Source organism: Pseudomonas sp. Z1-14 (assembly GCF_051132005.1).
Lineage (GTDB): Bacteria > Pseudomonadota > Gammaproteobacteria > Pseudomonadales > Pseudomonadaceae > Aquipseudomonas.
The window spans coordinates 2060682-2086307 of sequence record NZ_CP071646.1; the positions used below are offsets into that span (position 1 = coordinate 2060682).

The window sequence follows — 25626 nt, forward strand, 5'->3', positions numbered from 1 at the left end:
AAAGCTATCACGCGGGACGGCCAAGGATGATGACGAATTTACAGGGACAGGCTGGCCGAAGTCGATCCCGTGAGATATGGCAGGCGCCGCGCCGCTATGCCGCCACCGCCTGGCGATCCTGTTTGAACAGCAGCACGGCGCGCACCGTGTCACCCGGTTGTACTTGCAGGCGCTTGGCGGTCAGGCGATCGACCACCAGGCCCTGGCCGTGCAGGTGCCCCCGGGCGCTGGTGACGCGGCAGTTTTCCAGGCGCCTGTTATGAATCAGCCAGACCGGCGCCCGTTCGTCCGGGGTGCCTATGGTCAGCGTCAGCGACTGGCTGTCGCGGACGCTGCGGATGTTCGATACCGGCGCTTCGATCACCGGGCCGGCGTCGAAGATATCCACGTACCCTTTATGGGCAAAACCCTCATCGCCAAGGATCTTCAAGGCCGGCTCGGTGTTGGGGTGAGCCTTGCCGATCACGGCCTGGGCCTGTTCGGTGAGCAGGCAGGTGTACAGCGGTTGGCGGGGCATCAGCTCGGCGATGAAGGATTTGTTGCCCATGCTGGACAACTGGTCGGCGTGGCTGAAGTCCTTCTGGAAAAAGTGTCGTCCCAGGCTGTCCCAGAACGGCGAGCAACCTTGTTCATCGGCGTGGCCGCGTAATTCCGCGATCAGCTTATCGCCAAACAGCCCGGAAAACTCCGCCACGAACAGCAGGCGCGCCAGGGACAGCAGCCGCCCGTTATGGCCGCGACGGTGCTGGGGATGAAGAAACAATGAGCAGATTTCCGACTGCCCGGTCATCTCGTTACTGAGGAACAGCGTCGGAATATGCCGCTGGATGCCCAGCTCGGGCGCCGAGCTGACCGTGACCCCGAGCCGATAGTTGTACCAGGGCTCGCGCAGTCCGATTGCGCCAGTGAGAGCGCTGATACCCAGTACCTGACGGTCATCGTCTTCGAGCACGAACAGATAGTCGGCGTCCGCCCGTTCGACCTGTCCGGCAAAGGTGCGCTGGGCCCAGCGTACCCGGTGCGCCAGGCGCTCCTCGTTGGCCGGCAGGCTGGTGAACCCAGGGCCGGCGCAACGGGCGAGGTCCATCAATGCGGGCAAGTCGGTCAGGGCAACCGGGCGGACTACCACGAAGCGCCTCCTTCAACAGGCCGGGCGCGACGCTGCTGCACGATGCGCGGTCGTATGCAGTTCATAGGCTGACCACCCGGACCCGGTCACCGTCGGCAACGTCAAGCGCTGCCAGCATGTCAGGGGACAGGCGCACGAAGCCTTCGGCGTCAAGGTCCAGGTCGGCGATGATGGCCCGGTAATTACCCAGGCCATCATTACTCACCAGGTAGCGCCCCGTGGCGTCAACCTGCTGGCTCGGACGCACGACGGCCGAGCGACTGTGAATGATCGAGCGGATGTTCGCGACCCGGGCATGCATCGTCGGCCCGCCGTCAAAGATGTCCACGTAGCTATTGGTTTCGAAACCCTCGTGTTCGAGAATGTCGAAGGCTTCCTGGCCGTCGGGGTGGATCCGGCCGATACAAGCCTGGGCCTGAGGCGGCAACATAGGGACATAGATCGGGTATTGCGGCATCAGGTCGGCGAGAAAGGTCCGACTCTGCAGGCCGCACAATCGTTCGGCTTCGGTGTAGGACAGGTCGAAAAAGTGCTGGCCGATGGCATCCCAGAAGGGCGAATGGCCTTCCTCGCTGCTGTACCCGACGATCTCTGTGATCACCGAGTCGGCAAAGCGTTGGGGATGGGCGCCGACAAACATCAGCCGGGCGCGGGACAACAATTGCGATTGCGGCGTGTGCACGTGTGCGGCGTCGATATGAAAGCCGCGCAGCAGCGTCTGGCCATTCAGGTCCTGGCACAGCGACAGTGCCGGTACGCCATGCTGGATGTTCAACTCCCGGGACTCGCTGGAAAACGGGCGGTTGCGCAGGCTGTAGAACGGCTCGTCGCAACCGGTGGCCGCAACGATTTCCGAGCAGCCCAGCAGGCGGCTCGACATCAGGTCCTGCAGGACAAAAAAGTAATTCTGCGCACCGGGGCGTTGCACGTCGGTTTCGAACGAGGCGCAGGAGCTGAGGATTCTGTCCCGCAGGCGATCAGTGTCGTCGGGAAGCGAGGTGACGCCCACCAGGCTGTCGCGGGCCAGCTGCTGCAACTGCGGCAAATCGGTTAACTGAACTGGACGTAAAGCCAGCATGGATAACACTCCTGTTTCAAAGAGCCCGCCGAGAGGTGCCGGGCCTGACGATCACTGTCGATGTCCACGCGTTGAAGCTTGTAGCAAAGATTTGACACGGTCGCGTTACAGCAGCGGCGCGAGATAGGCACTCCAGGTCCGCACCGATTCGGGACTGCGCAACAGGTCGTTGCGTACTTCGATCAGCACCGAATCCAGGCCGCGGCCGTCGCCGTGGACTGGAACCGTCATGTCACTCAACGGGCTGACCTTATAGGGCTGATTGCCGGCGGCCCGCAGCGAATGGCGCGCCAACCCGCCGACGATGCGCTGGGCATATTCCCGGGCTTCGCCAAACAATACCCCGGCCTCAAGGGCCCGCGGCTGGCCGTAGAACACCGGGGTGAAACTGTGGATGCCGACCACTCGCACGGTCCGCTTGTCGGCCAGGCGTTGGTCGATCAAGGCGCGCAATTGATCATGGAATGGATGGAAGAGGCACCGTTGGCGATACGCGCGCGTAGCTTCATCCAAGGACTGGTTGCCAGGAATCTGGTAGATCTCGCTTTGCGCCGGAATGCTGTCGGCGACGTGAAGCGGACGGTTCAGGTCGATCAACAGCCTTGAATAGTTGGCCGACAGCAAGGTGGCGCCGAGGGTTTCGGACAGCCGCTCGGCCAGGGCCAGCGCACCGATGTCCCAGGCAATATGTTCCTGGGCGGCGGTTTCATCCAGGCCCAGGTCGTTCAGTGCATCAGGAATGTAGCGGCTGGCATGCTCGCAAACCAGCAATAATGGATGCTCGGAGTCTTCACGCAGCAACCGGAAAGCAGGCTTGGTATAGAGGCCCGATTCGGCACATTCAATGGATTCACGCATAGTGCTCACAAAGTTCGGCTGGTGACAGCGCCTGGGGCAAGGCGTCGGGCGGCGCCCGGCCATACAGGGCACATATGATCTTGTGTACCGAAAGCATCATAGCCAGGCATGGATCAGTGATCGGGTCTCTGAAGAGAGGCATCCGTGCTCCTTGCCGGGATGAGTGCTGGTTTCTTTTCTAGCGCCGAAAATAGTATTTGGGCAGCAGGTGCCGCGTGTCCAGAGGTTTTTACTTCCCGTTTAAAAAGCCTCAAGTCATGCAGAGGCCTTGTAGGGCAAGGGTTTGGTTGGAACGCCAATGTATGTCAGCTATCGCTCCCGTCTGTGTCAGACATACCGCCTTTTTGTCCGGGTTATTTGATTTCATATAAGGTGTTGTACAAGAAAATACGGGAGGGTTGCTGTGTTGAGCCGTCCGACAGCCTGAGTATCCAACGTGCAAGCCACTCGCCTGACCCTGATCTGCCATGCCCGCACCGCCGCCCAGAAAGATGCACGTTTCGGCTTGGACGAACCGCTGGACGCCGGCTGGCTGGCGACGCGTGCCGAGATCGGCCATGAATACCGGAACGTCCGCCGCCCGCTTTGCGGGCCAGAGCTGCGCACCCGCCAGACCGCGGCGCTGTTGGGCGACGATCCGCAGGTGGTCCAGGCGTTGGCCGATTGTGATTTCGGGCGTTGGCGCGGGATGTCTGTCGATGAATTGCTCAAGACGGAGCCGGAATGCCTTCAAGCCTGGCGTGACGATCCGGACGCCGCGCCCCACGGCGGCGAGTCCGTCAGCGGGGTATGTCGCCGGGTCGGCGACTGGCTGACGACGCTGCAACACACTCCGGGCCACTGGCTGGCCGTTACCCATCCGTTCGTGATTCGCGCTGCCCTGGTGAACGTACTGGGTTGCCCGCTGGGCATGTTCCACCGGATCGACATCGAATCGCTTTCCGTCACTGAGTTGCGTTTCAACGGGGTGTGGCGATTTCGCACCCAGGGGCCTGGCCGGGAGCCGCAAGCATGAAGAGATTGTCGGTGATAGGCATCGGTGCCGGTGATCCCGATCACCTGACGATGCAAGCGGTGAAGGCCCTGAATCAGGTCGATGTGTTTTTCCTGATGGACAAAGGGCCCGGCAAGGACGCGCTGTTGGACCTGCGTCGCGACATCTGTCGCCGCTACATCACTGATCGCACCTACCGTTTTGTCGAAGCCGGCAGTCCCGAGCGCCAGCGCGAGGATCTGGACTACACGGCCAGTGTCGAGGCACTTAACCGGGCGAAGCAGGCAATGTTCGAAAGATTGATCAATGAGCAATTGTCTGACGGGCAGCGTGGCGGTTTCCTGGTGTGGGGCGACCCATCGCTGTTCGACAGCACCCTGCGCATCCTGCAGGCGATCCTTGATTCGGGGCGCTGCGTCTTCGAGTTCGATGTCGTTCCGGGGATCACCAGCGTCCAGGCCCTCGCGGCGCGACACAAGGTGCCGTTGAACAGTATCGGCGGCTCGCTGGAGATCACCACGGGGCGCAGGCTGGCGGCGGGGCAGGTTGGCGATGCCGCGAGCACGGTGGTGATGCTTGATGCCGAGGATGCGTATCGCCAGGTCAGCGATCCTGATACGCAGATCTATTGGGGCGCCTACGTGGGAATGGCGGATGAATTGCTCATTGCCGGACGGCTGGGGGACGTGGCCGACGACATCGAACGCACCCGCAAGGCGGCGCGACAGGCGAATGGGTGGATCATGGATACGTATTTGTTGCGCAAACCCTGATGGTGCGGATCAACCCGTGGCGAGGGAGCTTGCTCCCGCTCGACTGCGAAGCAGGCGCAAGACATCAGCCATCTTGTGCATCGGGGTTGCTGCGCAACCCAGCGGGAGCAAGCTCCCTCGCCACGGAGGACCTCGAAGACGTCGTCACCCACGCCCAAACCGCTCCCGGTACACCGACGGCGCCAGCCCCACCACGTTGCGAAACGCTACCCGGAAACTTTCCACCGAACGATAGCCACACAGCTGGGCAATGTTGTCGGTGTTGTCTTGCGTGCTTTCCAGCAATTCCCGCGCCCGTGCCAGGCGCTCGTGTTGCAGCCAGGCCTTGGGCGACAGGCCGCAAGCCTGGGTGAAGCGACGCAGGAAGGTCCGTTCGCTCATGGCGGCGTGACTGGCCAGGTCGCGCACTCCCAGCGGCTCGTGGAGACGTTCCCGGGCCCATTGCATGACGCCGGACAAATCGCTGCGCGGCGTGCGGCTGACCGGCGAGGGGATGAACTGCGCCTGGCCACCGGTGCGCTGGGTCGGCATGACCAGCCGGCGCGCCACGGCATTGGCGACCTGGGCGCCGAAATCCCGCGCCACCAGATGCAGGCAGGCATCGATGCCGGCCGCGCTGCCAGCCGAGGTGATGATCTGGCCGGAGTCGACGTAAAGGACGTCGGGATCGACTTCGATGGTCGGGTAGCTGTCGGCGAGTTCGTCGGTGTAGCGCCAATGCGTGGTGGCGCCCAAGCCGTCGAGCAGCCCGGTGGCCGCCAGGACAAAAGCCCCCGAGCAGATCGACAACAGGCGAGCGCCACGGGCATGGGCTCGTCGCAAGGCCTGGAGCAGGGCATCGGAGGGCGGTTCGCTGCGACTGCGCCAGCCCGGCACGATAATGGTTCGCGCGCTGTCGAGCAGCTCCATGCCGCCATCAGCCAATACCCGGAAGCCGCCCATGGCGCGCATCGGGCCGTCGTCGACAGCGACGATGCGGTGTTCATACCAGGGAAAATCAAACTCGGGCCGTGCCAGCCCGAATATCTCGACGGCGACGCCGAATTCGAACGTGCACAGCCCGTCGTAGGCGAGAATCGCGACGAGGCCAGGGGTAGGCTGCATTTGGCGGAAAATTCCCACAGAGTGTCTTGTACGCCACTGTAGCGGTTGGCGGCGGGTGGATAAAGTCTCTCCAAGCCCTTATCCGTCCCTGGAGTAACACAATGACCAGCCTTGTTCGCGAAGTGCCTGCTGCGCCGTCCGACATTGCCCTGCAGCATTTCAGCCGGCGCCTGATGTTCGAAACCGATTGTTCCGACGTACGTGCCAGCCAAGACGCCGGTGAGATCGATTTTGTCCTCGTTGATGTGCGCGGGCCGCAGGCCTATGCACGCGGGCACGTGCCCGGGGCGATCAACCTGCCGACCCGCACGCTGACTGCCGAGGCGCTTGCGGCCTATCCTAAGGCCACCCTGTTCGTGGTCTATTGCGCGGGGCCGCATTGCAACGGCGCCAACAAGGCTGCGGTGCGCCTGGCGACCCTGGGGTACCCGGTCAAGGAAATGATCGGTGGTGTCATGGGCTGGCTCGACGAAGGTTTCCGCCTGACCGGTTCCGTGGAGCGCGTGACGGAGCAGGCGGTCAGCTGCGATTGTTGAACGGTGCGTCCTCCTTGGGGTGAGAACAAGCTCCCTCGCCACAAGGGCTGACTGCTTTCGGTTTTGCAAATGCTCTCTATCTCTATAACTATTTGTCGCCTATACGCAATTCCGCTCCCGAGTGCCCCTCTAGACTCCCGCTCACTTCGGTTCTCGCTGACCGAACGCTGTTTCCAAATCTGCCCATAACGATCAAAAAAACCTGCGCACTCAGGAGCAAAAATGAAGAAGCTTGTCATGTTCGGTGCCCTGGCACTGTCCGTACTCTCCCTGTCGGCCGTGGCCGAAGACGCCAAGCCGATCCGCCTCGGGATCGAGGCCGGTTATCCACCTTTTTCGATGAAAACCCCTGATGGCAAGCTGACCGGCTTCGATGTGGATATCGGCGACGCCCTGTGCGCGCAGATGAAGGTCAAATGCACCTGGGTCGAGCAAGAGTTCGACGGGCTGATTCCCGCACTAAAGGTGAGGAAGATCGACGCGGTCCTGTCGTCGATGACCATCACTGATGACCGCAAGAAAAACGTCGACTTCACCATCAAGTACTACCACACCCCGGCGCGTTTCGTGATGAAGGAAGGTACGGACGTCAAGGACCCGCTGACCGAACTCAAGGGCAAGAAAGTCGGCGTGTTGCGCGCCAGTACCCATGACCGCTTCGCGACCGAAGTGCTGGTCCCGGCGGGGATCAACCTGGTGCGCTACAGCTCCCAGCAGGAAGCCAACCTGGACATGGTCGCCGGTCGCCTCGACGCCATGCTGGCCGACTCGGTCAACCTCGACGAAGGTTTCCTGAAAACCGCCGCCGGCAAAGGCTTTGCCTTCGTCGGGCCGACCTATGAAGACGCCAAGTATTTCGGCGGCGGCGCCGGCATCGCGGTGCGCAAGGGTGACAAGGCCCTGGCGGACCAATTCAACGCCGCCATCAGCGAAATCCGCGCCAATGGCACCTACAAGAAAGTGCAGGACAAATACTTCGCTTTTGACGTCTATGGGCATTAATCGCTGAAGGAAACAGGTGGCCCGCCGCTGACCCGGCCGGCCACCTTTTTCATGGGCGATTGTTTTACCCTGAGCCTGTCGAGAACCGATATCTGGAGTGCCAATGCAACGCATCGACCATACCCTGCCGTGGAGCCACCTGGGCACGGAGCGCCGGCTCAGCGTGTTTCGTTTCGGCCATGGCCCGCGCAAGGCCTACATCCAGGCCAGCCTGCACGCCGATGAACTGCCGGGCATGCGCACGGCGTGGGAACTGAAACAGCGGCTCAGCGACCTGGAGTCCCGCGGCCTGCTCAAAGGCGTGATCGAACTGGTGCCGGTGGCCAATCCCATCGGCCTGGACCAGCATCTGCAGAGTGCTCACATGGGGCGTTTCGAGCTGGGCAGCGGGAAAAATTTCAACCGTTCCTTCGTCGAACTCAGTGCCCCGGTGGCGCAGCGCATCGGGGCTCGTCTGGGCGACGATCCGGCTGCCAACGTCACCTTGATCCGGCAAACCATGGCCGAGGTGCTCGACGAACTACCCGCGCCACCTTCGCAACTCGAAGCCATGCATCGGCTGTTGCTTCGCCATGCCTGCGACGCCGACATCACGCTCGACCTGCACTGCGATTTCGAGGCCGCGATCCACTTGTACGCGTTGCCGCAACAATGGCCGCAGTGGCGCTCGCTGGCCGCGCGGCTGAGGGCCGGTGTGGCGTTGTTGTGCGAAGATTCGGGCGGCAGCTCGTTCGATGAGTCCTGTTCCACGCCCTGGTTGCGCCTGGCGAGGATCTTTCCGCAAGCGGCCATTCCGGCGGCCAACCTGGCGACGACGCTGGAACTGGGCAGCATGGGCGACACCCGGGTGGAGCAGGCCCGGGCCAATTGCGAGGCCCTCCTCGGATTTCTCGCCGAACAGGGACTCATCGGCGGTGATTGGCCGGCCGCGCCGGCGCAATGCTGCGAGGGTTTTCCGTTCGAAGGCACTGAATACCTGTTTGCCCCGCACCATGGCGTGGTCAGCTTCCTGCGCGAAGCTGGCGAGTGGGTGGAGCGGGGCGATGCTTTGTTCGAGGTGGTCGATCCGTTGAACGACCGAGTGACCACGGTCCGCGCCGGCACCAGCGGCGTATTGTTCGCCCTGGATCGCGGGCGCTATACCCAGCCGGGCATCTGGCAGGCGAAAGTCGCCGGGCGTGAGCCGATTCGGGCGGGGAAATTGATCAACGACTGATAAGTGCTGTCTACCTCACCGCACGGTCGTCACCGTGCGGTTATCCAATGCTGGAGGAAGACCGATGTTCAAAGCGTTCGCCCTGTTTCTGCTGCTGGTGTCTGCCGGAGCGCAGGCCCAACCGTCGCTGCATACCGACTTGCCACTCAACTACCTGGCCCGCGCCGATGAGCAGGCCAGGAACCGGCCGCTGGTGATTTTCCTGCACGGTTCGGGCAGCAATGAAGAAGACCTGCTGACGCTCGCCGACGAACTGCCCAAGCACTACAACTACCTTTCGGTGCGGGCACCCAAGTCGATGGAGCCGGGGCGCTACCAATGGTTTGCCAGGAAAGGCGAGGGCGCCTATGAAGGTGACACGTCAGACCTGAAGGCCAGCGGCCAGATGCTCCTGGAATTCATCGAGAAGGCTCGGGCCAAATACCCGACCGATGCGAGCAACGTCTATCTGGTGGGTTTCAGTCAAGGCGCGATGATGAGCTACGAGGTAGCCTTGAGACACCCCGAAACCGTCGGCGGCATTGCCGCGATGGGCGGGCGAGTTCTTTCGGTGTTGCGCGCCGAACTGACGCCCGATGAATCGCGCCGGGATCTGGCGGTGTTCATAGGCCACGGCACGGTGGACCCGATCATTCCCTACCACGACGGCACCGACGCTGACACGTTCCTCAAGACCCTGGCCCTGGAACCGGAGTTCCACGCGTATCCGGGGCTTGGTCACAATATCAGCGCGCAGGAGGTGAAGGACCTGCGGGCCTGGCTGGAGCGGCTCAACCCTTGATCCAGCCGGATCCCTGTGGAAGCGGGTTTGCTCCTACAGTTCGACGGCGGTGAGTCTCTGTTTTCGAGCATGCCAAATTTCTCTGTGGGAGCGAGCCTGCTCGCGAATGCAGCAATGAGGTCCACCAGGCACACCGCACAGGCCCATCACTTCCCGCTGGCGATCTGCTTGACCAATGCCTCATGACCGGCCTGGTCGCTCGCCCTGGAGATGATCTGCACCACGGCCATGCGCGTGCCGGAAGCCCCTATCAGGGTAGTGTCCAGCGTGGGCCCGCCACCTTGGGTGGCCCGGGTGTCGAGCTGGCGCAGGCCGAGGCCGGTGGCTTTCAGGGTCAGGCTTTTTTCCCCGAGGATTTTGGCATCCGGCAGGGCCTTGGTCTTCTGGACGGCGAAATCGGCGAAGGCCGTATCCAGGAAGGCTGCGTCGTTATCGTTTACATTCGCCCCGTCAACCAGGGTGTTCTCCGCCGTGATCACCACCGTTTTGCGGGAGGCATTGCTGTACATCGTACCGCTCGCCCCGGCGGTTCCCTGCGCCACGTCCCCTGCGGACAAGGGCGTCGCCGTGAAGCCCGGGGGGAGGGTGAAGCTGAACTTGCCGCCCAGCAGCGAAACCTTCTGGGCCGGTGCTTGCGCCACGGGTTTCTTGGGCTGGGCGGCAAGGGCCGGGGATGCGACCAGGCTGGCGATCGCTGCCAGTAGCAGGGCGGCGGCTGGTTTACTCAGCAATGACATTAAAACGCTCCATGGGCTGGTTGGCTTGAAACTGGAACACGAGTCGTCCTTGTCGGTCATGGGTTCGATACGTTAACACCGACGGCACTGAAGCGCCGCGCCAGCGCCTGACGTTCGAAGTGCTCGGTAATGAAGTCGACAAAGACCCGGGTCTTGGCGGGCATCAGCGTACGACTCGGGTAATAGAGCGAGATCGCGCCAAGGTCGACATACCATTGCGGCAGCAGCCGCACCAGCTCGCCGCGCTCCAGCCAGGGCAAGACATCCGGCACCGTCAACAGCGCAACGCCCAGGCCGAGCAAGGCAGATTCACGCATCGCGACCGGATCGTTGAAGGTGATCGACTCCGGCAACGACACCGCGCACTCGAGCCCGGCGCTGTTGCGCATCATCGGTTGGCGCACACGGCCGGTCAGGCTGGAGCGCAGGACGATGTTAGCGTGATTGGCCAATTGCTCCGGATGCTGGGGCTGGGCATGAACGGCCAGGTACTGCGGGCTGGCGACGGCAATCAGGTGGGCTGGCGCCAAGGTCCGGGACACCACGCCGGGGGTCAATTCGAAACCGCCTCCAATCGCCGCGTCGAAACCCTCGGCAATCAAGTCGACCCGACGATTTTCGAAATGCCATTCCGGCCGGATCAGGGGATATCGACCGAGGAAAGCAGGCATTAACGGCAAGACGTGAGCCATGCCGAAGCTGGGGGAGAGGCTGACCCGCAACAGGCCCGCCGGCTCGCCACGTTCGGCGCTCACCGCGCCAATCGCAACCTGCAGGGCTTGAAGGTTGCCGCCGATGCTGGCGAGGAAATGTTCGCCGGTTTCGGTCAGGGAAAGCTTGCGGGTCGAACGCTGGAACAGGCGCACACCCAGGTTTCGCTCCAGCATCGCCACGTTGCGGCTGACGGCGGCGGGCGTCAGCGCCAGCAGCCTGGCGGCAGCGGAAAAACTGCCGGTCTCGGCACTGCGCACGAAACATTCGAGGTTGGCGAGGGTTTCCATTTGATGGGACCTGATAGTAATGCTTGAAGATAATTCAAGTCATTACCGACTAATCAGGGCGCAATGGCAAGCGCAATATGCACCTCAACGGCGGACATCACCGCACGGTTTTTCCAACCATTGAGGACATCACATGAACACCATCGGCATTATCGGCGCTGGCGCCATCGGCAGCGCATTCGCCCGGGCCCTGGCTCGCCAAGACATCAATGTGGTCATTTCCAACAGTCGCGGGCCGGAAAGCCTGACCGAGCTGGTCGCCGAACTGGGCCCGACCGTACGTGCCGGCACCGTGCAGGAAGCTGCCGCGCAACCCATGGTGCTGGTGGCCGTCAACTGGCAGAAGTTGCCGAAAGCCCTGGCAGGTTTGCCGGATTTCGCCGGGCGGATCGTGATCGACGCCAACAATGCCATCAAGGTGCCGGAATTCCAGGCGATCGATCTGCAAGGACGGGCCTCCACCGAGGTGTTCAGCGAGTGGGTGCCCGGCGCGCGGGTGGTCAAGGCATTCAACCACATGCTGGCGAAATTGCTCGAGGCTGATCCGGCTGCCGAGGGTGGCAAGCGTGTGCTGTTCCTGACCGGCGATGATCAACAGGCGCGTGTGGAAGTGGCCGGGTTGATCGAGCGGCTGGGATTCTTCGCCGTGGACCTCGGCCCGCTGAGCGCCGGAGCGCACCTGACGCAATTCCCCGGCGGCCCGTTGCCCGTGTTGAATCTGGTCAAGTTCGACTGAGCCACCCCGGGCGATCAAGGACGATCCCAGTAGGGCACTTCGCCGAAACACTCGAGGAAAAAATCGATCACCGTGCGCACTTTCACTGACAGGCGTCGGCTGCCGGGCCAGAGGATGGCGATTTGCTGGGGTTCGAGGCTGTTGGACGCTTCGTAGTCGCCCAGGACCGGTACCAGCGTGCCGTTGCGCACGGCTTCGCCGATCAGCCATGACGGAAACATCACCAGGCCCAGGCCTTGTTCGGCGGCCTGGGTCAGGGTGTCGGCGTGGTTGCCGGTGATCGGCCCGCTCACGCTGTAGCGTATCCAGGCTTGACCCGGCTTGCGGAAAAACCAGCGCTGTTGCCCGGCTACGCCTTTGTAGGCCAGGCACTGATGGGCCGCCAGGTCTTCGGGTTCTTGTGGAACGCCGTGGCGGGCCAGGTAGGCGGGGCTCGCCGCGATCTGGAAACGGTGCGGCGCGATGATCCGCGCTTGCATACTGGAGTCATGCAACGAGCCGATGCGAAAGAGCAGATCGGCACCTTCCTGCAGCGGGTCGACGTAACTGTCGGTCTGCTGGATATCCAGCTGCAGCTTCGGGTAGCGCTCGCACAGTTGTCCCAGCCAGGGCGTCAGGTGGCGCTGTCCGAAGACTACCGGGGCGTTGATCCGCACGAGTCCGGCCGGTTCGCTGCGCTGTTCCTGCAAGGCTTGTTCGGCTTCCTCCAATTGCACCAGCAGCAAGCGTGCATGGTGCCCGAGCAGGCGGCCGGCTTCGGTGGGCGAAACGGCGCGGGTATGGCGATACAGCAACTGCTGGTTCAGCGCCTGCTCCATCAGTTGGATCTGCCGGGAAATCGAGGAAGGCGCCAGCCCCTCGCGCCGCGCGACTTCCGAGAAGCTGCCGAGATCGAGCACCGCGACGAACAATCGGAGTGCCTTGAAACCCAGTTCATCAAGACCGTGCATGGGAATCCGCTGTGCGTGTTGCGCAAAAGAGTTGTCGGAATGCTCCCATTTATCGCACAACAGCGCCAGCCGATAATGCCCGTCGTTTCTTTTCAGGCAGGTTTATCTCATGCAATCAACATCCACCCCCTCCGCCGCAGCGGTAGCGGATGCCGCGCCACCCCGGACTTTCCTGCGCTGGCTCCTGCTACCGCTGGTGATCGTGGCGGGCATGGGGCTATCGGTGGAGGCCGGTCTGCTCGGGCCGCTCGGTCTCCAGGTCGGGCATCTGTGGGCAACGTTAAGCATCTTTGGCGTTGGCGCGGCGCTATTGTTCCTGCTGTTGTTGCTCAGCGGTCCGCAACGAGGCCCGGCCCTGAATGAGTTGCCGCGCTGGCAATTGATCGGTGGCTTCCTGGGGCCGATCTACGTGGTGGTACTGACGCTCGCCACCCCGCACATCGGCATTGCCATGACCATGATCGCGATTCTCTCCGGACAGGTCGGCAAAAGCGTGCTGATCGACCATTTCGGCTGGTTCGGCGCGAGCCGCAAGCGTGTCAACCGCGAGCGCTGGCTGGCGTTGGCGTTGATTGTCGTGGCCCTTGTCCTGATTGCCCGAGGTTGATATGAGCGTAATCCTGTTATTGCTGGTGGTCGTCGCCGCCGGCGCGGTATTGAGCGTCCAGGCTGCCATCAACGGGCGTCTGGGCGAGACGGTCGGCGTACTGCGCAGCAGTCTGCTGACCTTTGCGGTAGGCACGGTGGTGACCGGGTTGTTGATCGTGTTTTTCGAGCCGACCCATGCGGTAAGCCTGTTGGACGTGCCGAAATGGCAGCTCAGCGGCGCATTGTTTGGTGTGGTGTACATGATCGTGATGGTCGGCGCGGTGCCGAGAGTCGGCACAGCCGTGGCAACTGTCGCGGTCATCGTCGGGCAACTTGCCATGGGCATGCTGATCGACAACTTTGGCTGGCTGGGCAATCCACCTGTCGAACTGTCCGCCAGCCGCTTGTTGGCCATGGCCTGCCTGGCACTGGCGCTGGTGTTCATGTATCGCAGCAGTACGCGGCAGACCTGAACGGCTCAGTCCGGTTCGACGTCCAGTTGCAGGCTGTCATCAGCTAGGCGCTCGGTACGTCGGACAATGCCGCTGATGCGCCGGCCTTCGACGCTGAACACCACGATCTGGGCTTTTGCCAGGTCTTCGGGCAGCGGTGGGCGTACATGCAGGGCGAACCATGGCGGCTCGCCGTCGTCGAGGCGCTTGACATCGAACTGGCAGTCGACGCTTTTGGTTTCGCGTCCGAACAGCGTGTCGAGGCCGTAATCAAGGTGGGTGTCCACGCGTGGGTTCAAGTCCATCGGCAATCTCCCCGGATGAAGGCTCGGCTATTGAACAAGTGAGTCTGTTGGCAACAGAAAAATTCCGTCGGATGAGTGCCGACTGGTCGTGACCGGCAGTGAACGGCTGGCGTTGCTGCTAGAATCGGCCACCTTGACTTACGAGAGGTATGCCCATGAGCGAGCCGATTCGCCTGACCCAGTACAGCCACGGTGCCGGTTGCGGCTGCAAGATTTCGCCCCAGGTGCTGGAAGTGATCCTGGCCGGCAGCGGTGCGCAAAACCTTGATCCCAACCTGTGGGTCGGGAACGCTTCCCGGGACGATGCGGCGGTCTATGCCATCGACGAGGAGCGCGGCGTGGTCTCGACCACCGATTTCTTCATGCCGATCGTTGACGATCCGTTCGACTTCGGTCGCATCGCCGCGACCAATGCCATCAGTGATATCTATGCCATGGGCGGTGATCCGCTGATGGCGATTGCGATCCTCGGCTGGCCAGTCAACGTGCTGGCCCCGGAAATCGCGCGCGAGGTGATTCGCGGTGGCCGCTCGGTGTGCGACGAGGCAGGCATCCCGCTGGCGGGGGGGCACTCGATCGATGCGCCCGAGCCGATTTTCGGTCTGGCGGTGACGGGCCTTGTGCAAAAGCGCCACATGAAACGCAACGACACCGCCACCGCGGGCTGCCGGCTGTACCTGACCAAACCCCTGGGCATCGGCATCCTCACGACGGCGGAAAAGAAAGGCAAGCTGCGCGCCGCCGACGTGGGCCTGGCCCGAGACTGGATGTGCACGCTGAACAAGCCCGGCAGCCGTTTCGGCAAGCTCGATGGCGTGACGGCGATGACCGATGTCACCGGTTTCGGCTTGCTCGGGCACCTGGTGGAAATGGCCGATGGCAGCCAACTGACCGCGCGTATCCGCTACGACGCGGTGCCGCGCCTGCCAGGCGTCGAGTACTACCTCGATCAAGGCTGCGTACCGGGCGGCACATTGCGCAACTATGACAGCTACGCCAGCAAGGTCGGTCGCGTCCAGGAGCTGCACAAGCGAGTGCTGTGCGACCCGCAGACCAGTGGCGGCCTGCTGATTGCCGTCACACCCGAAGGAGAGAGCGAGTTCCTGCGGGTCGCCGTTGAACTGGGTCTGGCGCTGGAACCGATTGGTGAATTGGTCGAGCGACAGAGCCACGCGGTCGAGGTGTCTTGATGCCCAACGACATCACCGATTACCGCGATATTTTCCTCAATGATCGCCCGATGATGGACACTCGCGCGCCGGTGGAATTTCTCAAGGGCGCGTTTCCCGGCGTGGTCAACCTGCCGTTGATGACCGACATCGAGCGGCAACGCGTCGGGACCTGCTACAAGCAGCAGGGACAACAGGCCGCCATTGTCCTGGGGCATCAACTGGTCAGCGGCGAGACCAAGGCCCAACGCATCCAGGCCTGGGCCGAATTTGCCCAGGCCCATCCTGATGGCCTGCTGTACTGCTTTCGCGGTGGCTTGCGCTCACAGATCGTCCAGCAATGGCTCAAGGACGAGGCGGGCATCGAATATCCCCGAGTCGGCGGGGGCTACAAGGCGATGCGTACGTTCCTGTTGGGCACTATCGACCAGGCGGTCGCTCAGTGCGACCTGGTCCTGCTGGGCGGCATGACCGGCACCGGCAAGACCGAGGTGTTGACGCAGCTCAATAACGGCCTGGACCTGGAAGGCTATGCCAATCATCGCGGTTCGAGCTTCGGCAAGCGGGCGACCGGGCAGCCTTCCAATATCGATTTCGAAAACCAGCTGGCGGTGGATGTGCTGAAAAAGCGTGCCGCCGGCATCGAGCAATTCGTGCTGGAGGATGAAAGCCGCATGGTCGGCAGCTGCGCCTTGCCGTTGCCGTTGTACCAGCGCATGCAACAGGTGCCGATGGTCTGGCTGGAGGATCGCCTGGAGCGGCGGGTCGAGCGGATCCTGCGCGACTACGTGATCAACCTCTGCGCCGAGTTTGTCGAGGTCCATGGCGACGAAGGGTTTTCGCTGTTTGGCGAACGGTTGCTGGCGAGCCTGGACAACATCCACAAACGCCTGGGTGGCGATCGCCATCGGCGATTGCTGGACATCATGGACGCCGCCCTGGCCGAACAGGCCGCCAGCGGCGCCGTCGACCTGCATCGCGCTTGGATCGAAGGCTTGCTGCGCGAGTACTACGACCCGATGTATGTATTCCAGCGGGAAAAGAAGGGCGGGCGCATAGAGTTTGTCGGGGAGCAGGCGGCGGTATTGGAATATCTGCGTGAACGCGCCGCTCGGGAAGGATAAAACTCAAGTCTTGAGCACCGAACCTGTGGGAGCGGGTTTGCCCGCGAAAACATTCAGTCACATCATCATTGACTGATGCACCGCTTTCGCGAGCAAGCTCGCTCCCACGGTAATCCTTGGCAGATTACGTCGGGCAGGTCTTCTGCCCGTTATCCAGGCCTTGCTTGTAGCTTTGGCTGGTGAGGCTGGCCTTGCCGTTGTGCCAGGTCAGGGTCAGTACATACAGGGAGTCGAAATCGCTCGATGCCCAGTCGTCGGTGATGGTCTGCCGCTTGCCCACCGCTTCACCCGCGACCTTGTTGATCAGTTCAGGCAGGTAGCCGTGGGACCAGGCCGTGTAGATCGTGGAGTTGTGGTATTTGTCCTGCATCAGTTCATCAGCCAGGTCACTGGTGTCGTTGGCTGAATACTCGATGTTCACCGGCAGACCGAGCTTGATGGCGCTGGGGCTGATCGTCATCAAGGGGCGAATGTAGCTGTAGGAGTTGTCCAGCTCACCCTCTTCAACGTTACGGGTCGGATTGGCCGCGAACACGTAGTCGGCTTCGCCGAATTTTTCTGGCAGCAGGGTGGCCAGGTCGATGGCGCGGTTCAGCCCCTGGCAATTGAGTTGGCCGAGGCCGCCGACCGGTTTTTCCGCGTGGCGCAGGAACACCAGCGTCTGCACGCCGTCGACGGGCTGGGCACTGCTGACGCTGGATTCCAGCGACAGCACCAGCCCACAGGTCACGAGCAGCGTCGGTAGCAGTAGCCACGGACGGCGTTTCAACTGGGCGAACTTCAGTGGGTTGATCATCGATATACGTCTTTGTCTTCTCGATTCAGGCTGACAAACCCCGGCACCGCAAAGCCTCTGGCTCCGGGTGTTTTCCCTGTCGTTATGGCCGCTTCGATTGCTCGGGGCATCTCTCAGAGTCCCCGCTGCTTCTTTGGTTCGATCCTGGGGGCGATCCTGGTTGATGCCGGGCACTGTAGCGGCGTCCCGCCAAGGGACGCAGCGAATGTTAGCGACAGGATGTTGCGGAATTAAGAAAGAGGCGCTGTCCCTCAAGAGCCAAGGCTTGTGTTCAAAGGCCCCAAAGCCTGCTCAGCTGATTTATGCTTGGGCTTTCCGACTGATCCATGGAACCCATGCCATGCCCGACCTGACCCCTTTCCCCATCACCCAGAAATGGCCCGCCCAGTTCCCTGAATGGCTCCAGCTCTATTCCCTGCCGACCCCCAACGGCGTGAAGGTGTCGATCATGCTGGAGGAGATCGGTCTGCCCTACGAGCCGCACAAGGTGGACTTTGGCAACAATGACCAACTGTCCCCCGAGTTCCTCTCGCTCAATCCCAACAACAAGATCCCGGCGATTCTTGACCCCCATGGGCCGGGAGATCGACCGTTGGCGTTGTTCGAATCGGGAGCGATCCTGATTTATCTGGCCGACAAGAGCGGCCAGCTGCTTGCCCAGGAGTCGGCGGCGCGCTACGAGACGATCCAGTGGCTGATGTTCCAGATGGGCGGCATCGGGCCGATGTTCGGTCAGCTGGGGTTCTTCAACAAATTCGCCGGCAAGGATTACGAGGACAAACGGCCGCGCGACCGATACGTCGAGGAAAGCAAGCGCCTGCTCAAGGTGCTGGACGGGCGTCTGGAAGGACGCGACTGGATCATGGGCGAGCGCTACACCATCGCCGATATCGCCACGTTCCCATGGGTGCGCAACCTTCTCGGTTTTTATGAGGCCGGTGATCTGGTGGGTATCCAGAACTTCCCGAACGTGACGCGGGTGCTGGAACGGTTCCTGGCGCGGCCGGCGGTGGCTCGTGGCTTGAAGATTCCGGAATGACCGGACGATTCGCTTGGGTGACTTGCATCGGCGGCGCGCTGACGTCGTGAGTGGATTATTGCCTGACCGGTAACACTCTGTTCCTGCGTCGGCGTTTGTGCCCTGCCTGGTCAGGGCATAAGCTTTGTCTCGTGTTCCATTTCGCCTCCGGAGTCCCATGTCCAGTCAGTTCCCCGCAGCCCGCCCACGCCGTCTGCGTCGCAATGCAAGCCTGCGCAACCTGTTCCAGGAAACCGAGTTGACCTTGAATGATCTGGTACTGCCGATTTTCGTCGAAGAGGAAATCGACGATTTCGTGCCGATCAAGAGCATGCCCGGCGTGGCGCGTATCCCGGAATCGAAGCTGGCCGGGGAGATCGAGCGGTATGCTCGTGCCGGTATCAAGGCGGTGATGACCTTTGGTGTGTCCCATCATCTGGACAGCGACGGCAGCGACACGTGGAGCGAGCGTGGCCTGGTTTCGCGCATGGCCGGAATCTGCAAGGACGCCGTGCCGGAAATGATCGTGATGTCCGATACCTGTTTTTGTGAGTACACCGATCATGGCCACTGCGGCGTGCTGCACGGTCACGAAGTCGATAACGATCGAACCCTGATCAACCTGGGCAAACAAGCGGTAGCGGCGGCACGCGCCGGTGCCGATGTCATCGCGCCGTCGGCGGCCATGGACGGGCAAGTCCAGGCCATTCGCAAGGCGCTCGATGACGCGGGCTTCAGCCAGACGGCGATCATTGCCTATTCCACCAAGTTCGCCTCCGCGCTCTACGGGCCGTTCCGCGAGGCCGGCGGCAGCGCGTTGAAAGGCGACCGCAAGAGCTACCAGATGAACCCGATGAATCGCCGCGAAGCCCTGCGCGAGTCGCTGCTCGACGAGCAGGAGGGCGCCGATGGGCTGATGGTCAAGCCGGCCGGGGCCTATCTCGACATTATCCGCGACATCCGCGAGGCCTCGAACCTGCCATTGTCGGCCTACCAGGTCAGCGGCGAGTACGCGATGATCAAGTTCGCCGCACAGGCCGGCGCCATCGACGAAGCTAGAATCGTGCGAGAAAGCCTCGGCGCGATCAAGCGGGCAGGGGCGGACCTGATCTTCACGTACTTCGCGATGGATCTGGCGTTGGGCGGGATCTGAGCCAGTATTGTGTATAGAGATCAGCTTTTGTGGGAGCGGGCTTGCTCGCGAAAGCGGCGGGCCAGCTTAAATCCATGTTGAATGTATCTCCCTATTCGCGAGCAAGCCCGCTCCCACAGGATCTGCGCTGGCTGTGCATCTGTTCCCTTCAGTAGCCTCCACAGGCTTTTGATCGTATGGTTGCTCCCGAACAAGGGAACTGATGGAGCACCATGCATTTCACTCGATTGATGATCACTCTTGCCGCATTGCTGGCCCTGGCCGGCTGCGGCAGCCGTCAGGCCCAGGAGCCTGAGCGCCAGCCTGCCGAAGTCAAGGCGCAGATCGTGCGCTTATTGCCGGCCAAGACCGCCGATCGGGAGGGCTGGGCCACGGACATCTACGTGGCCTTTGCGGCGCAGCAGATCCCGCCAACGACCCAGAACATCTGTTCGGTGCTGGCGGTGACCGAGCAGGAGTCGACCTTCCAGGCCGATCCCGCGGTGCCGGGGCTGGGCAAGATCGCCCGGCAGGAAATCGATCGCCGGGCGGCGAAGCTACGCATCCCCGGGTTTCTGGTGAGCGGCGCCCTCCAGGTGCGCTCGTCCGATGGCAAAAGCTACAGCGACCGCCTCAACGCGGCGCGCAGCGAGAAGGAACTCAGCGCAATTTTTGATGATTTCATCGGCATGGTGCCGCTCGGCAAAACCCTGTTCGATGGCTTCAATCCGGTGCATACGGGCGGGCCGATGCAGGTCAGCATCGCCTTTGCCCAAGCCAATGCGCGCGATTATCCCTACACGGTGGATGGCTCGATTCGTCGGGAAGTGTTCAGTCGTCGCGGAGGGATGTATTTCGGCATCGCGCATTTGTTGGGATATCCCGTCAGTTATACCGAGCCGCTGTACCGTTTCGCCGATTTTAATGCTGGCTGGTATGCCAGTCGCAACGCGGCCTTCCAGCATGCGGTGAGTCGCGCTTCGGGCATTACGCTGGCCCTGGACGGTGATTTGATCCTGCCTGATTCGATCATGCCCGGCAGCACGGAGCTGGCGGTGCGCACGTTGGGCAAGTCATTGGGCATGCGCAACCCGACCATCCGCGATCAGCTGGAACTGGGCGACAGCCTGGCGTTCGAGGACAGCAAGCTCTACAAGCGGGTGTTCGAATTGGCCGAGAAGGCCGAGGGCAAGCCGCTGCCTCGGGCGGTGTTGCCGGGCATCGTGCTCAAGAGTCCGAAAATCACTCGCAAGCTGACCACTGCATGGTTTGCCAAGCGCGTGGACGAGCGGTATCAGCGGTGCATGACGCGGGCTTCGGGGCGCTGAATCTTCGGCCATGAAAAAGCCCGGCGGATGAGGCCGGGCTTCTACTGTGATGGCTTGAAGGATCTTGCAGCACGGTGGTAACAATTCATGCGCGGTTCTTGGCCAAATTATCGGAGCCACCTTCGACAACGCGGCGTTCCAGCAGACGGTCAGCACCGCCTTCGGCAACACGGTTTTCGATCAGCTTGTCGGAGCCACCTTCGGCGACGCGGCGTTCCAGCAGACGGTCGGCACCGCCTTCGGCAACACGGTTTTCGATCAGCTTGTCGGAGCCACCTTCGGCAACGCGGCGTTCCAGCAGACGATCGGCTCCGCCTTCGGCAACACGGTTTTCGATCAGCTTGTCGGAGCCACCTTCGGCGACGCGGCGTTCCAGCAGACGGTCGGCACCGCCTTCGGCAACACGGTTTTCGATCAGTCGGTCAGAGCCGCCTTCGGCAACGACGGGCTGGGAAGTGGCGGCGAATACGTTGGCTGCCAGAACGGAGAAAGCGAGGCTGAGGATGATTTGGCGTTTCATGATGGTGTGCTCCGGGGTGCGTTGGTTTGTGTGGGGCCATTGTTGCGCCGGGCACCGATCGTGAGAACTTCATTGACGTGATGGTGAACATCGATGGCGGTGATAGCTCGCCGGGTTGGTGTCAGCCAGGTTGATGGAACACTGGGGCACCGGTGCGCTCTACCGACCTGAATCCCTTTTTGAAGGAGGCCAGTCCATGTATCAGTTATTCGGCCACAGCCAATCCGGTTCCTCTGCCGTGGAGGTCGCCTTGGATCTTTGCGGCGTGCCTTACCGCCGGGTAGATACCTATTCGACCGAGGACAACGATGCGGCGAAGGAACTCGAAGCCCTGAATCCACAGAAGCAGGTCCCGACCCTGCAATTGCCGGACGGCTCGGTGCTCACCGAGGCGGCGGCGATCCTGATTCACTTGGGGCTGTCTTTTCCGGAATCGAAACTGCTGCCGGATGATCCGGCCCAGCGTGCGCAGGTCATACGCGGCCTGGTGTATATCGCCGCCAATTGCTATACACCGATCGGCATCATCGATTTTCCGCAGCGCTGGCTGCCCGACGCCGACGACGCTGCTCGGGAGCGATTGGTGGCGGGCACCAAGCAACGTCTGTATCGCAACTGGGCGTTGTTTGCCGACCAGTTTCCTGCGAGCCCTTTCCTCGGCGGTGCCGAGCCCGGTGCATTGGATATCCTGGCGGCGGTGATTACCAAGTGGGTCGAAACCCGGGAAGCGATGCTCAGTGCCCGTCCCGAGTTCTACGCCCTGCTGGAACGCATCGACCACCATCCGCGAGTCGCGCCGGTGCTTTCATTGCACTGGCCCAAATGAATCAGGGACACGCACTGCGCGAGGCGGCCTGGCGGACGAGTTCTGCAAGCTGTCGAACGTTCTGCTGATGGCCTTTCACCAGGTCGTCGATACTGCCGCCAGCCGGTGTCTGCAGGCTGCTGCGGCAGGTAACGGCCTGAGCTTCGTTGCCATGGCTACGCAAGCGCCATTGCACGTCCATGCGCGCATAGCGGCCGGGGATCGAGTCGAAGCGTTGCACCTCCACCCGCAACAGCCGCCTGGGGGCCCCGGGGTTGCTCAATTGCTCGTCCAGGCTGCTGCGTAGTTCATCCGCCAGGCTTGAGCCCCACCATTCGGTTTCCAGGATCGCCAGACCGCTGTCGCCCTGACGAATCACCATCTGGGTGCGATCCACTTGCGGCGGGACGCTGAGTTGTTCGATCTGGATATCCACCCCTGCACGCGCCTGACCAGCCGGCTGGACCGGGCTCAGGGTGTGGTAGTGGATGGGATCGCTGCGACAGGCACCGAGCAGCAGCGCCAGGGCGATCAACGAACATTTCAGCATCAGCGGCATCGGGCGTGCTCCTGTGATCATTCTTTCACCGGAAAGGTAAGGTTCTGCGCCGGAGCATCTTTCGGACGGCCACGAAGCAGCGACTCGGGGTGTCGGCTCAGGTAATCGGACAGCTCGCGCAGCGAACGCGACATTCGGCCCAGGTCATCCAGCGTCTGGGTCAATTGTTCGCGCTGCGGCGAATCTTCCGCCAGGGTCGAGTTCGCCGACTGCAAGGTCTTGCTCACGTCCTGCAAGGTGCTTTGCACGCCCGGGAGGGTCTTGCTGTTGAATTGCGACAGGCCCTTGCGCAGCTCCACGAGGTTACCGTCCAGGTTGCTGGCGATGCTTTCCAGCGGCAGCTTGTTGATGCGCTCGACCACCGTCTGCAATTGTTCCTGCAACTGCTGGAGGCTGCCCGGGATAGTAGGGATCCGCAGGGGGCGCGCGGCGAGGTCGAACGCGACTTTCTCGGCCTTGGGGTAGAAATCCAGCGAAATGTACAACTGCCCGGTCAGCAGGTTGCCGCTGCGGGCCTGGGCGCGCAGGCCGCGTTCGACGAAGCTGCCGACCAGGCGCGCGGCGGCGGCTTCGTCTTCCGGGTCGTAGTTCAATGACTTGAGCAGTTTCTCGTGGGCCTTGCCGAGCAGTTGCGGGTAGATCACGATTCCTACGTTGACCGGGAACGTGCGCTGCTTTTCGTCGAAGTCCAGGTTCATGGAGACCACCCGGCCGATCTCGATCCCGAGGAATTCCACCGGGGCGCCGACGCGCAATCCGCGCAAGGCCTGGTCGAAGCGCAAGGCCAGGTACTGCGCCTTGCCACTGGGCGGGGCCAGGGCGCTTTGCTGGTCGGCGAACAGTTCGAAATCCTTGTCCTCGGCCGCGGGCGTGTCGTTGGGGCTGTATTCCGGGGCCCGGAATGCAATGCCGCCGACGAGCAGGGCGGACAGCGACTCGGTCTTGACCGCAAAACCGTTGGCGCCGACGTTCACGTCGACGCCACTGACGTTCCAGAACCGGGTGTTCTCGGTGACGTAGGCGTCATTTGGCGCGTTGATGAACACCTCGATATTGACGCCTTTGCCATCGGCGTCCAATGCGTAGGACACCACCTGGCCCACCGGAATCTTGCGCAAGTACACCGGCGAGCCGATGTCCAGCGAACCGAGGTCTTGGGAATGCAGGGTGAAGCGTTTGCCCGGTTCGCCGTAGGTGATCGGTGGCGGAGCCTCCAGGCCGGTGAACGACTTGGCGCGCACTTTCGAATGACCGGCGTCGGCGCCGATGAAGTCCCCCGATAGCAAGGTGTCGATCCCGGAGATCCCGCCCGCGCCAATCCGCGGCCGGACCACCCAGAACACCGAGTCTTCATGAGTGAAGGTGTCGGCGGTCTTGGCGAGCTTGACCGTGGCGGTCACGTTCTTCTGATCGTCGCTCAGTTGCACGTCGGTGACCTGGCCAATGACCACATTGCGGTATTTGACCGGGGTCTTGTTGGCGGTAAGGCCTTCGCCTGTCTTGAAGGTGATGGTGATGGTCGGGCCTTCCTGCAGCCAGTTGTTGACCACCAGGGACACGCCCACCAGCACCGCGATGATCGGCACGATCCACACCAGCGACACGGTCCAGCGGCGGGTGGAGACATGGGCACGGCCCGGTGCGGGTTGTCCGTCAGTGGCTTGTGACTTCATCCATGACCTCCTCGGATGGTTGGGTGTCCCAGATCAGCCGCGGGTCGAAACTCATGGCCGACAGCATGGTAAAGAGCACCACGAGGCCGAAGAACAGGATCCCCGGTCGCGGTTCGATGTCGCTCAGGGCCTGGAACTTGACCAGTGCCGCCACAAGGGCCACGACCAGCACGTCAAGCATCGACCAGTAGCCGATGACTTCGACCAGCCGATACAGCTTGGCGCGCTGCACCTGGGCCCAGGTACTGCGCCGTTGCACGGTCACCAGCAGCAACGTCAACACGACGAACTTGATGCCCGGCACCGCGATGCTGGCGATGAAGATGATCAGCGCGATGTCCCAGGCACCACTCTGCCAGAACTCGAGAACACCGCTGATGATGGTGCTGTCCGCACCGTCGCCGAGCATCTGCGTGTTCATGACAGGGAGCAGGTTGGCCGGGATGTAGAACACCAGTGCCGCCAGCATGTAGGCCCAGGTGCGGGTCAGGGTATCGGGTTTGCGCCGGTGCAGGGCGGCATCGCAGCGTGGGCAGGTGTCGGGTTCGTCGGTCATGTCGCAAGCCAGGCCGCAGCTGTGGCACAGGCACAGGTTCAGATCGCTGGCGCGGGGCGGATTGCCCGGCGTTGCGGCGTTCACAGGGTGTTCCACAGGTCGCGCACATCGCGACCGGCAATGCGGATCATCAACAGACTCAAGGCCGCCAGGGCGAACAGACCGATACCGGGAAGCACATCCAGCAACCCGGCAAGCTTGATGACAGCCACCAGGGCTCCCAGCAAGCACACCTCCAGCATGCTCCACGGGCGCAGGGTTTCCAGGCTGCGCATGCACAGGTTGAACGCCGGGGCGCGCCGGTTGGAATGGGCGTAGCCCAGCACCCAGAGCAGCAGCGCCAACTGGAACGCCGGAGCGATGATGATCGCGACCGCGGCCACCAGGGCGATGAAGGTGATGGGTCCCTGGCTCAGGGCCACGACCGAATCCCACAGGGTCGCGCTGTTGCTCAGGCCCTGGAGGCGGATGCTCATCACCGGATAGACATTGGCGAAGGCCCACAGCACCGCTGCCGTGATGGTCAGGGCCAGGCGCTGTTCGATGGTCAGGCCGTTGTAGCGCTGGATCACTGCATGGCATTGCACGCACGAGGCTTTTTGATGCGGGGCGAGCGCAACCGGCTCGTACACTGCATCGCAATGTTCACAAATGATCAGTCGGTCGGTAACGGCCATGAGGATGCTCGGCGGAGGCAACTCCTTCA

At 62.3% G+C, this 25626-nt stretch carries 29 protein-coding genes; 15 read left to right on the plus strand and 14 right to left on the minus strand.

The genetic code is table 11. The features are described 5' to 3' along the window. Nucleotides 1-94: 94 nt before the first annotated feature. The 3 genes from astA to J3P89_RS09500 all read right to left on the minus strand — a co-directional run bounded on the left by astA (nt 95) and on the right by J3P89_RS09500 (nt 3065). Nucleotides 95-1129 (minus strand): arginine N-succinyltransferase, encoded by a 1035-nt coding sequence (gene astA, locus J3P89_RS09490; RefSeq protein WP_434697364.1) that lies wholly within the window; start codon nt 1127-1129, stop codon nt 95-97. A gap of 61 nt (nt 1130-1190) precedes the next feature. After that, entirely contained in the window at nt 1191-2207 is a 1017-nt protein-coding gene (locus J3P89_RS09495) for an arginine N-succinyltransferase (RefSeq protein ID WP_434697365.1), read from the minus strand. Nucleotides 2208-2312: 105 nt separating this feature from the next. After that, nucleotides 2313-3065: an N-formylglutamate amidohydrolase gene (locus J3P89_RS09500; protein ID WP_434697366.1), complete on the minus strand. Its 753-nt coding sequence runs from the start codon at nt 3063-3065 to the stop codon at nt 2313-2315. Nucleotides 3066-3501: 436 nt separating this feature from the next. Between J3P89_RS09500 and J3P89_RS09505 the strand changes: the two genes are divergently transcribed. Both J3P89_RS09505 and cobF read left to right on the plus strand, forming a co-directional pair. After that, entirely contained in the window at nt 3502-4080 is a 579-nt protein-coding gene (locus tag J3P89_RS09505; RefSeq protein ID WP_434697367.1) for a histidine phosphatase family protein, read from the plus strand. Continuing rightward, entirely contained in the window at nt 4077-4832 is a 756-nt protein-coding gene (gene cobF, locus J3P89_RS09510) for a precorrin-6A synthase (deacetylating) (RefSeq protein ID WP_434697368.1), read from the plus strand. Before J3P89_RS09505 ends, cobF begins: the two co-directional genes overlap by 4 nt. A gap of 144 nt (nt 4833-4976) precedes the next feature. On the opposite strand, the gene ftrA is transcribed toward cobF, so the two are convergent. Further along, nucleotides 4977-5936, minus strand: coding sequence for a transcriptional regulator FtrA (ftrA, locus tag J3P89_RS09515; protein WP_434697369.1), 960 nt, complete (start codon nt 5934-5936; stop codon nt 4977-4979). A gap of 101 nt (nt 5937-6037) precedes the next feature. Here ftrA and J3P89_RS09520 point away from each other — a divergent pair, with 101 nt between their 5' ends. The 4 genes from J3P89_RS09520 to J3P89_RS09535 all read left to right on the plus strand — a co-directional run bounded on the left by J3P89_RS09520 (nt 6038) and on the right by J3P89_RS09535 (nt 9471). Next, on the plus strand, nt 6038-6472 hold the full coding sequence (locus J3P89_RS09520) for a rhodanese-like domain-containing protein (protein ID WP_434697370.1): 435 nt from the start codon (nt 6038-6040) through the stop codon (nt 6470-6472). A gap of 222 nt (nt 6473-6694) precedes the next feature. Beyond that, entirely contained in the window at nt 6695-7474 is a 780-nt protein-coding gene (locus J3P89_RS09525) for an ABC transporter substrate-binding protein (protein WP_434601234.1), read from the plus strand. Nucleotides 7475-7577: 103 nt separating this feature from the next. Then, nucleotides 7578-8690 carry a succinylglutamate desuccinylase/aspartoacylase family protein gene (locus J3P89_RS09530; RefSeq protein WP_434697371.1) on the plus strand — a complete coding sequence of 371 codons (1113 nt, stop codon included), beginning with the start codon at nt 7578-7580 and terminating at the stop codon, nt 8688-8690. A 64-nt stretch (nt 8691-8754) separates the two neighbouring features. After that, nucleotides 8755-9471 carry an alpha/beta hydrolase gene (locus J3P89_RS09535; protein ID WP_434697372.1) on the plus strand — a complete coding sequence of 239 codons (717 nt, stop codon included), beginning with the start codon at nt 8755-8757 and terminating at the stop codon, nt 9469-9471. Between the two features lie 146 nt (nt 9472-9617). Here the strand turns inward: J3P89_RS09535 and J3P89_RS09540 are convergent, their stop codons facing one another. Beyond that, nucleotides 9618-10208 (minus strand): hypothetical protein, encoded by a 591-nt coding sequence (locus J3P89_RS09540; RefSeq protein ID WP_434697373.1) that lies wholly within the window; start codon nt 10206-10208, stop codon nt 9618-9620. Between the two features lie 56 nt (nt 10209-10264). Next, the gene (locus J3P89_RS09545) at nt 10265-11209 is read right to left on the minus strand and encodes a LysR family transcriptional regulator (protein ID WP_434697374.1); all 945 of its coding nucleotides are present in this window, start codon (nt 11207-11209) and stop codon (nt 10265-10267) included. A 133-nt stretch (nt 11210-11342) separates the two neighbouring features. Here J3P89_RS09545 and J3P89_RS09550 point away from each other — a divergent pair, with 133 nt between their 5' ends. Then, nucleotides 11343-11945: an NADPH-dependent F420 reductase gene (locus J3P89_RS09550; RefSeq protein WP_434697375.1), complete on the plus strand. Its 603-nt coding sequence runs from the start codon at nt 11343-11345 to the stop codon at nt 11943-11945. 14 nt (nt 11946-11959) lie between these two features. Here the strand turns inward: J3P89_RS09550 and J3P89_RS09555 are convergent, their stop codons facing one another. After that, nucleotides 11960-12895 carry a LysR family transcriptional regulator gene (locus J3P89_RS09555; RefSeq protein ID WP_434630027.1) on the minus strand — a complete coding sequence of 312 codons (936 nt, stop codon included), beginning with the start codon at nt 12893-12895 and terminating at the stop codon, nt 11960-11962. A 109-nt stretch (nt 12896-13004) separates the two neighbouring features. On the opposite strand from J3P89_RS09555, the gene J3P89_RS09560 reads away from it, so the two are divergent. Both J3P89_RS09560 and J3P89_RS09565 read left to right on the plus strand, forming a co-directional pair. Then, complete coding sequence (locus tag J3P89_RS09560) at nt 13005-13502, plus strand: DMT family transporter (protein WP_434573269.1); 498 nt, start codon at nt 13005-13007, stop codon at nt 13500-13502. Nucleotide 13503: 1 nt separating this feature from the next. Continuing rightward, complete coding sequence (locus tag J3P89_RS09565) at nt 13504-13956, plus strand: DMT family transporter (RefSeq protein WP_434697376.1); 453 nt, start codon at nt 13504-13506, stop codon at nt 13954-13956. A gap of 5 nt (nt 13957-13961) precedes the next feature. On the opposite strand, the gene J3P89_RS09570 is transcribed toward J3P89_RS09565, so the two are convergent. Then, on the minus strand, nt 13962-14240 hold the full coding sequence (locus tag J3P89_RS09570) for a hypothetical protein (protein ID WP_305500172.1): 279 nt from the start codon (nt 14238-14240) through the stop codon (nt 13962-13964). Between the two features lie 155 nt (nt 14241-14395). Here J3P89_RS09570 and selD point away from each other — a divergent pair, with 155 nt between their 5' ends. Both selD and mnmH read left to right on the plus strand, forming a co-directional pair. Further along, a complete protein-coding gene (selD, locus tag J3P89_RS09575) occupies nt 14396-15430 on the plus strand; it encodes a selenide, water dikinase SelD (RefSeq protein ID WP_305500173.1) in 1035 nt (344 codons plus the stop codon). Further along, the gene (gene mnmH / locus J3P89_RS09580) at nt 15430-16533 is read left to right on the plus strand and encodes a tRNA 2-selenouridine(34) synthase MnmH (RefSeq protein ID WP_434697377.1); all 1104 of its coding nucleotides are present in this window, start codon (nt 15430-15432) and stop codon (nt 16531-16533) included. Before selD ends, mnmH begins: the two co-directional genes overlap by 1 nt. 124 nt (nt 16534-16657) lie before the next feature. On the opposite strand, the gene J3P89_RS09585 is transcribed toward mnmH, so the two are convergent. After that, complete coding sequence (locus J3P89_RS09585; RefSeq protein ID WP_434656907.1) at nt 16658-17329, minus strand: histidine phosphatase family protein; 672 nt, start codon at nt 17327-17329, stop codon at nt 16658-16660. A 340-nt stretch (nt 17330-17669) separates the two neighbouring features. Here J3P89_RS09585 and J3P89_RS09590 point away from each other — a divergent pair, with 340 nt between their 5' ends. From J3P89_RS09590 to J3P89_RS09600, 3 genes are all read left to right on the plus strand, one after another. Continuing rightward, entirely contained in the window at nt 17670-18368 is a 699-nt protein-coding gene (locus tag J3P89_RS09590; protein WP_434630036.1) for a glutathione binding-like protein, read from the plus strand. Nucleotides 18369-18525: 157 nt separating this feature from the next. After that, the gene (hemB, locus tag J3P89_RS09595) at nt 18526-19500 is read left to right on the plus strand and encodes a porphobilinogen synthase (protein WP_434697378.1); all 975 of its coding nucleotides are present in this window, start codon (nt 18526-18528) and stop codon (nt 19498-19500) included. A 212-nt stretch (nt 19501-19712) separates the two neighbouring features. Beyond that, nucleotides 19713-20807: a DUF1615 domain-containing protein gene (locus J3P89_RS09600; RefSeq protein ID WP_434697379.1), complete on the plus strand. Its 1095-nt coding sequence runs from the start codon at nt 19713-19715 to the stop codon at nt 20805-20807. Nucleotides 20808-20892: 85 nt separating this feature from the next. Here the strand turns inward: J3P89_RS09600 and J3P89_RS09605 are convergent, their stop codons facing one another. Beyond that, nucleotides 20893-21327, minus strand: coding sequence for a phage infection protein (locus J3P89_RS09605; protein ID WP_434630042.1), 435 nt, complete (start codon nt 21325-21327; stop codon nt 20893-20895). 196 nt (nt 21328-21523) lie between these two features. On the opposite strand from J3P89_RS09605, the gene J3P89_RS09610 reads away from it, so the two are divergent. Beyond that, the gene (locus J3P89_RS09610; protein ID WP_434697380.1) at nt 21524-22153 is read left to right on the plus strand and encodes a glutathione S-transferase family protein; all 630 of its coding nucleotides are present in this window, start codon (nt 21524-21526) and stop codon (nt 22151-22153) included. Between the two features lies 1 nt (nt 22154). On the opposite strand, the gene J3P89_RS09615 is transcribed toward J3P89_RS09610, so the two are convergent. Genes J3P89_RS09615 through J3P89_RS09630 form a run of 4 tightly spaced genes read right to left on the minus strand, consistent with a single transcriptional unit; the run spans nt 22155 to nt 25597 of the window. Continuing rightward, on the minus strand, nt 22155-22691 hold the full coding sequence (locus J3P89_RS09615) for a PqiC family protein (RefSeq protein ID WP_434630046.1): 537 nt from the start codon (nt 22689-22691) through the stop codon (nt 22155-22157). Between the two features lie 17 nt (nt 22692-22708). After that, complete coding sequence (locus J3P89_RS09620) at nt 22709-24364, minus strand: intermembrane transport protein PqiB (protein ID WP_305500189.1); 1656 nt, start codon at nt 24362-24364, stop codon at nt 22709-22711. Further along, on the minus strand, nt 24345-25004 hold the full coding sequence (locus J3P89_RS09625) for a paraquat-inducible protein A (protein WP_305500190.1): 660 nt from the start codon (nt 25002-25004) through the stop codon (nt 24345-24347). The genes J3P89_RS09620 and J3P89_RS09625 overlap by 20 nt, the downstream gene beginning before the upstream one ends. Further along, on the minus strand, nt 25001-25597 hold the full coding sequence (locus J3P89_RS09630) for a paraquat-inducible protein A (protein ID WP_434573292.1): 597 nt from the start codon (nt 25595-25597) through the stop codon (nt 25001-25003). Before J3P89_RS09630 ends, J3P89_RS09625 begins: the two co-directional genes overlap by 4 nt. Between the last annotated feature and the right edge of the window lie 29 nt (nt 25598-25626).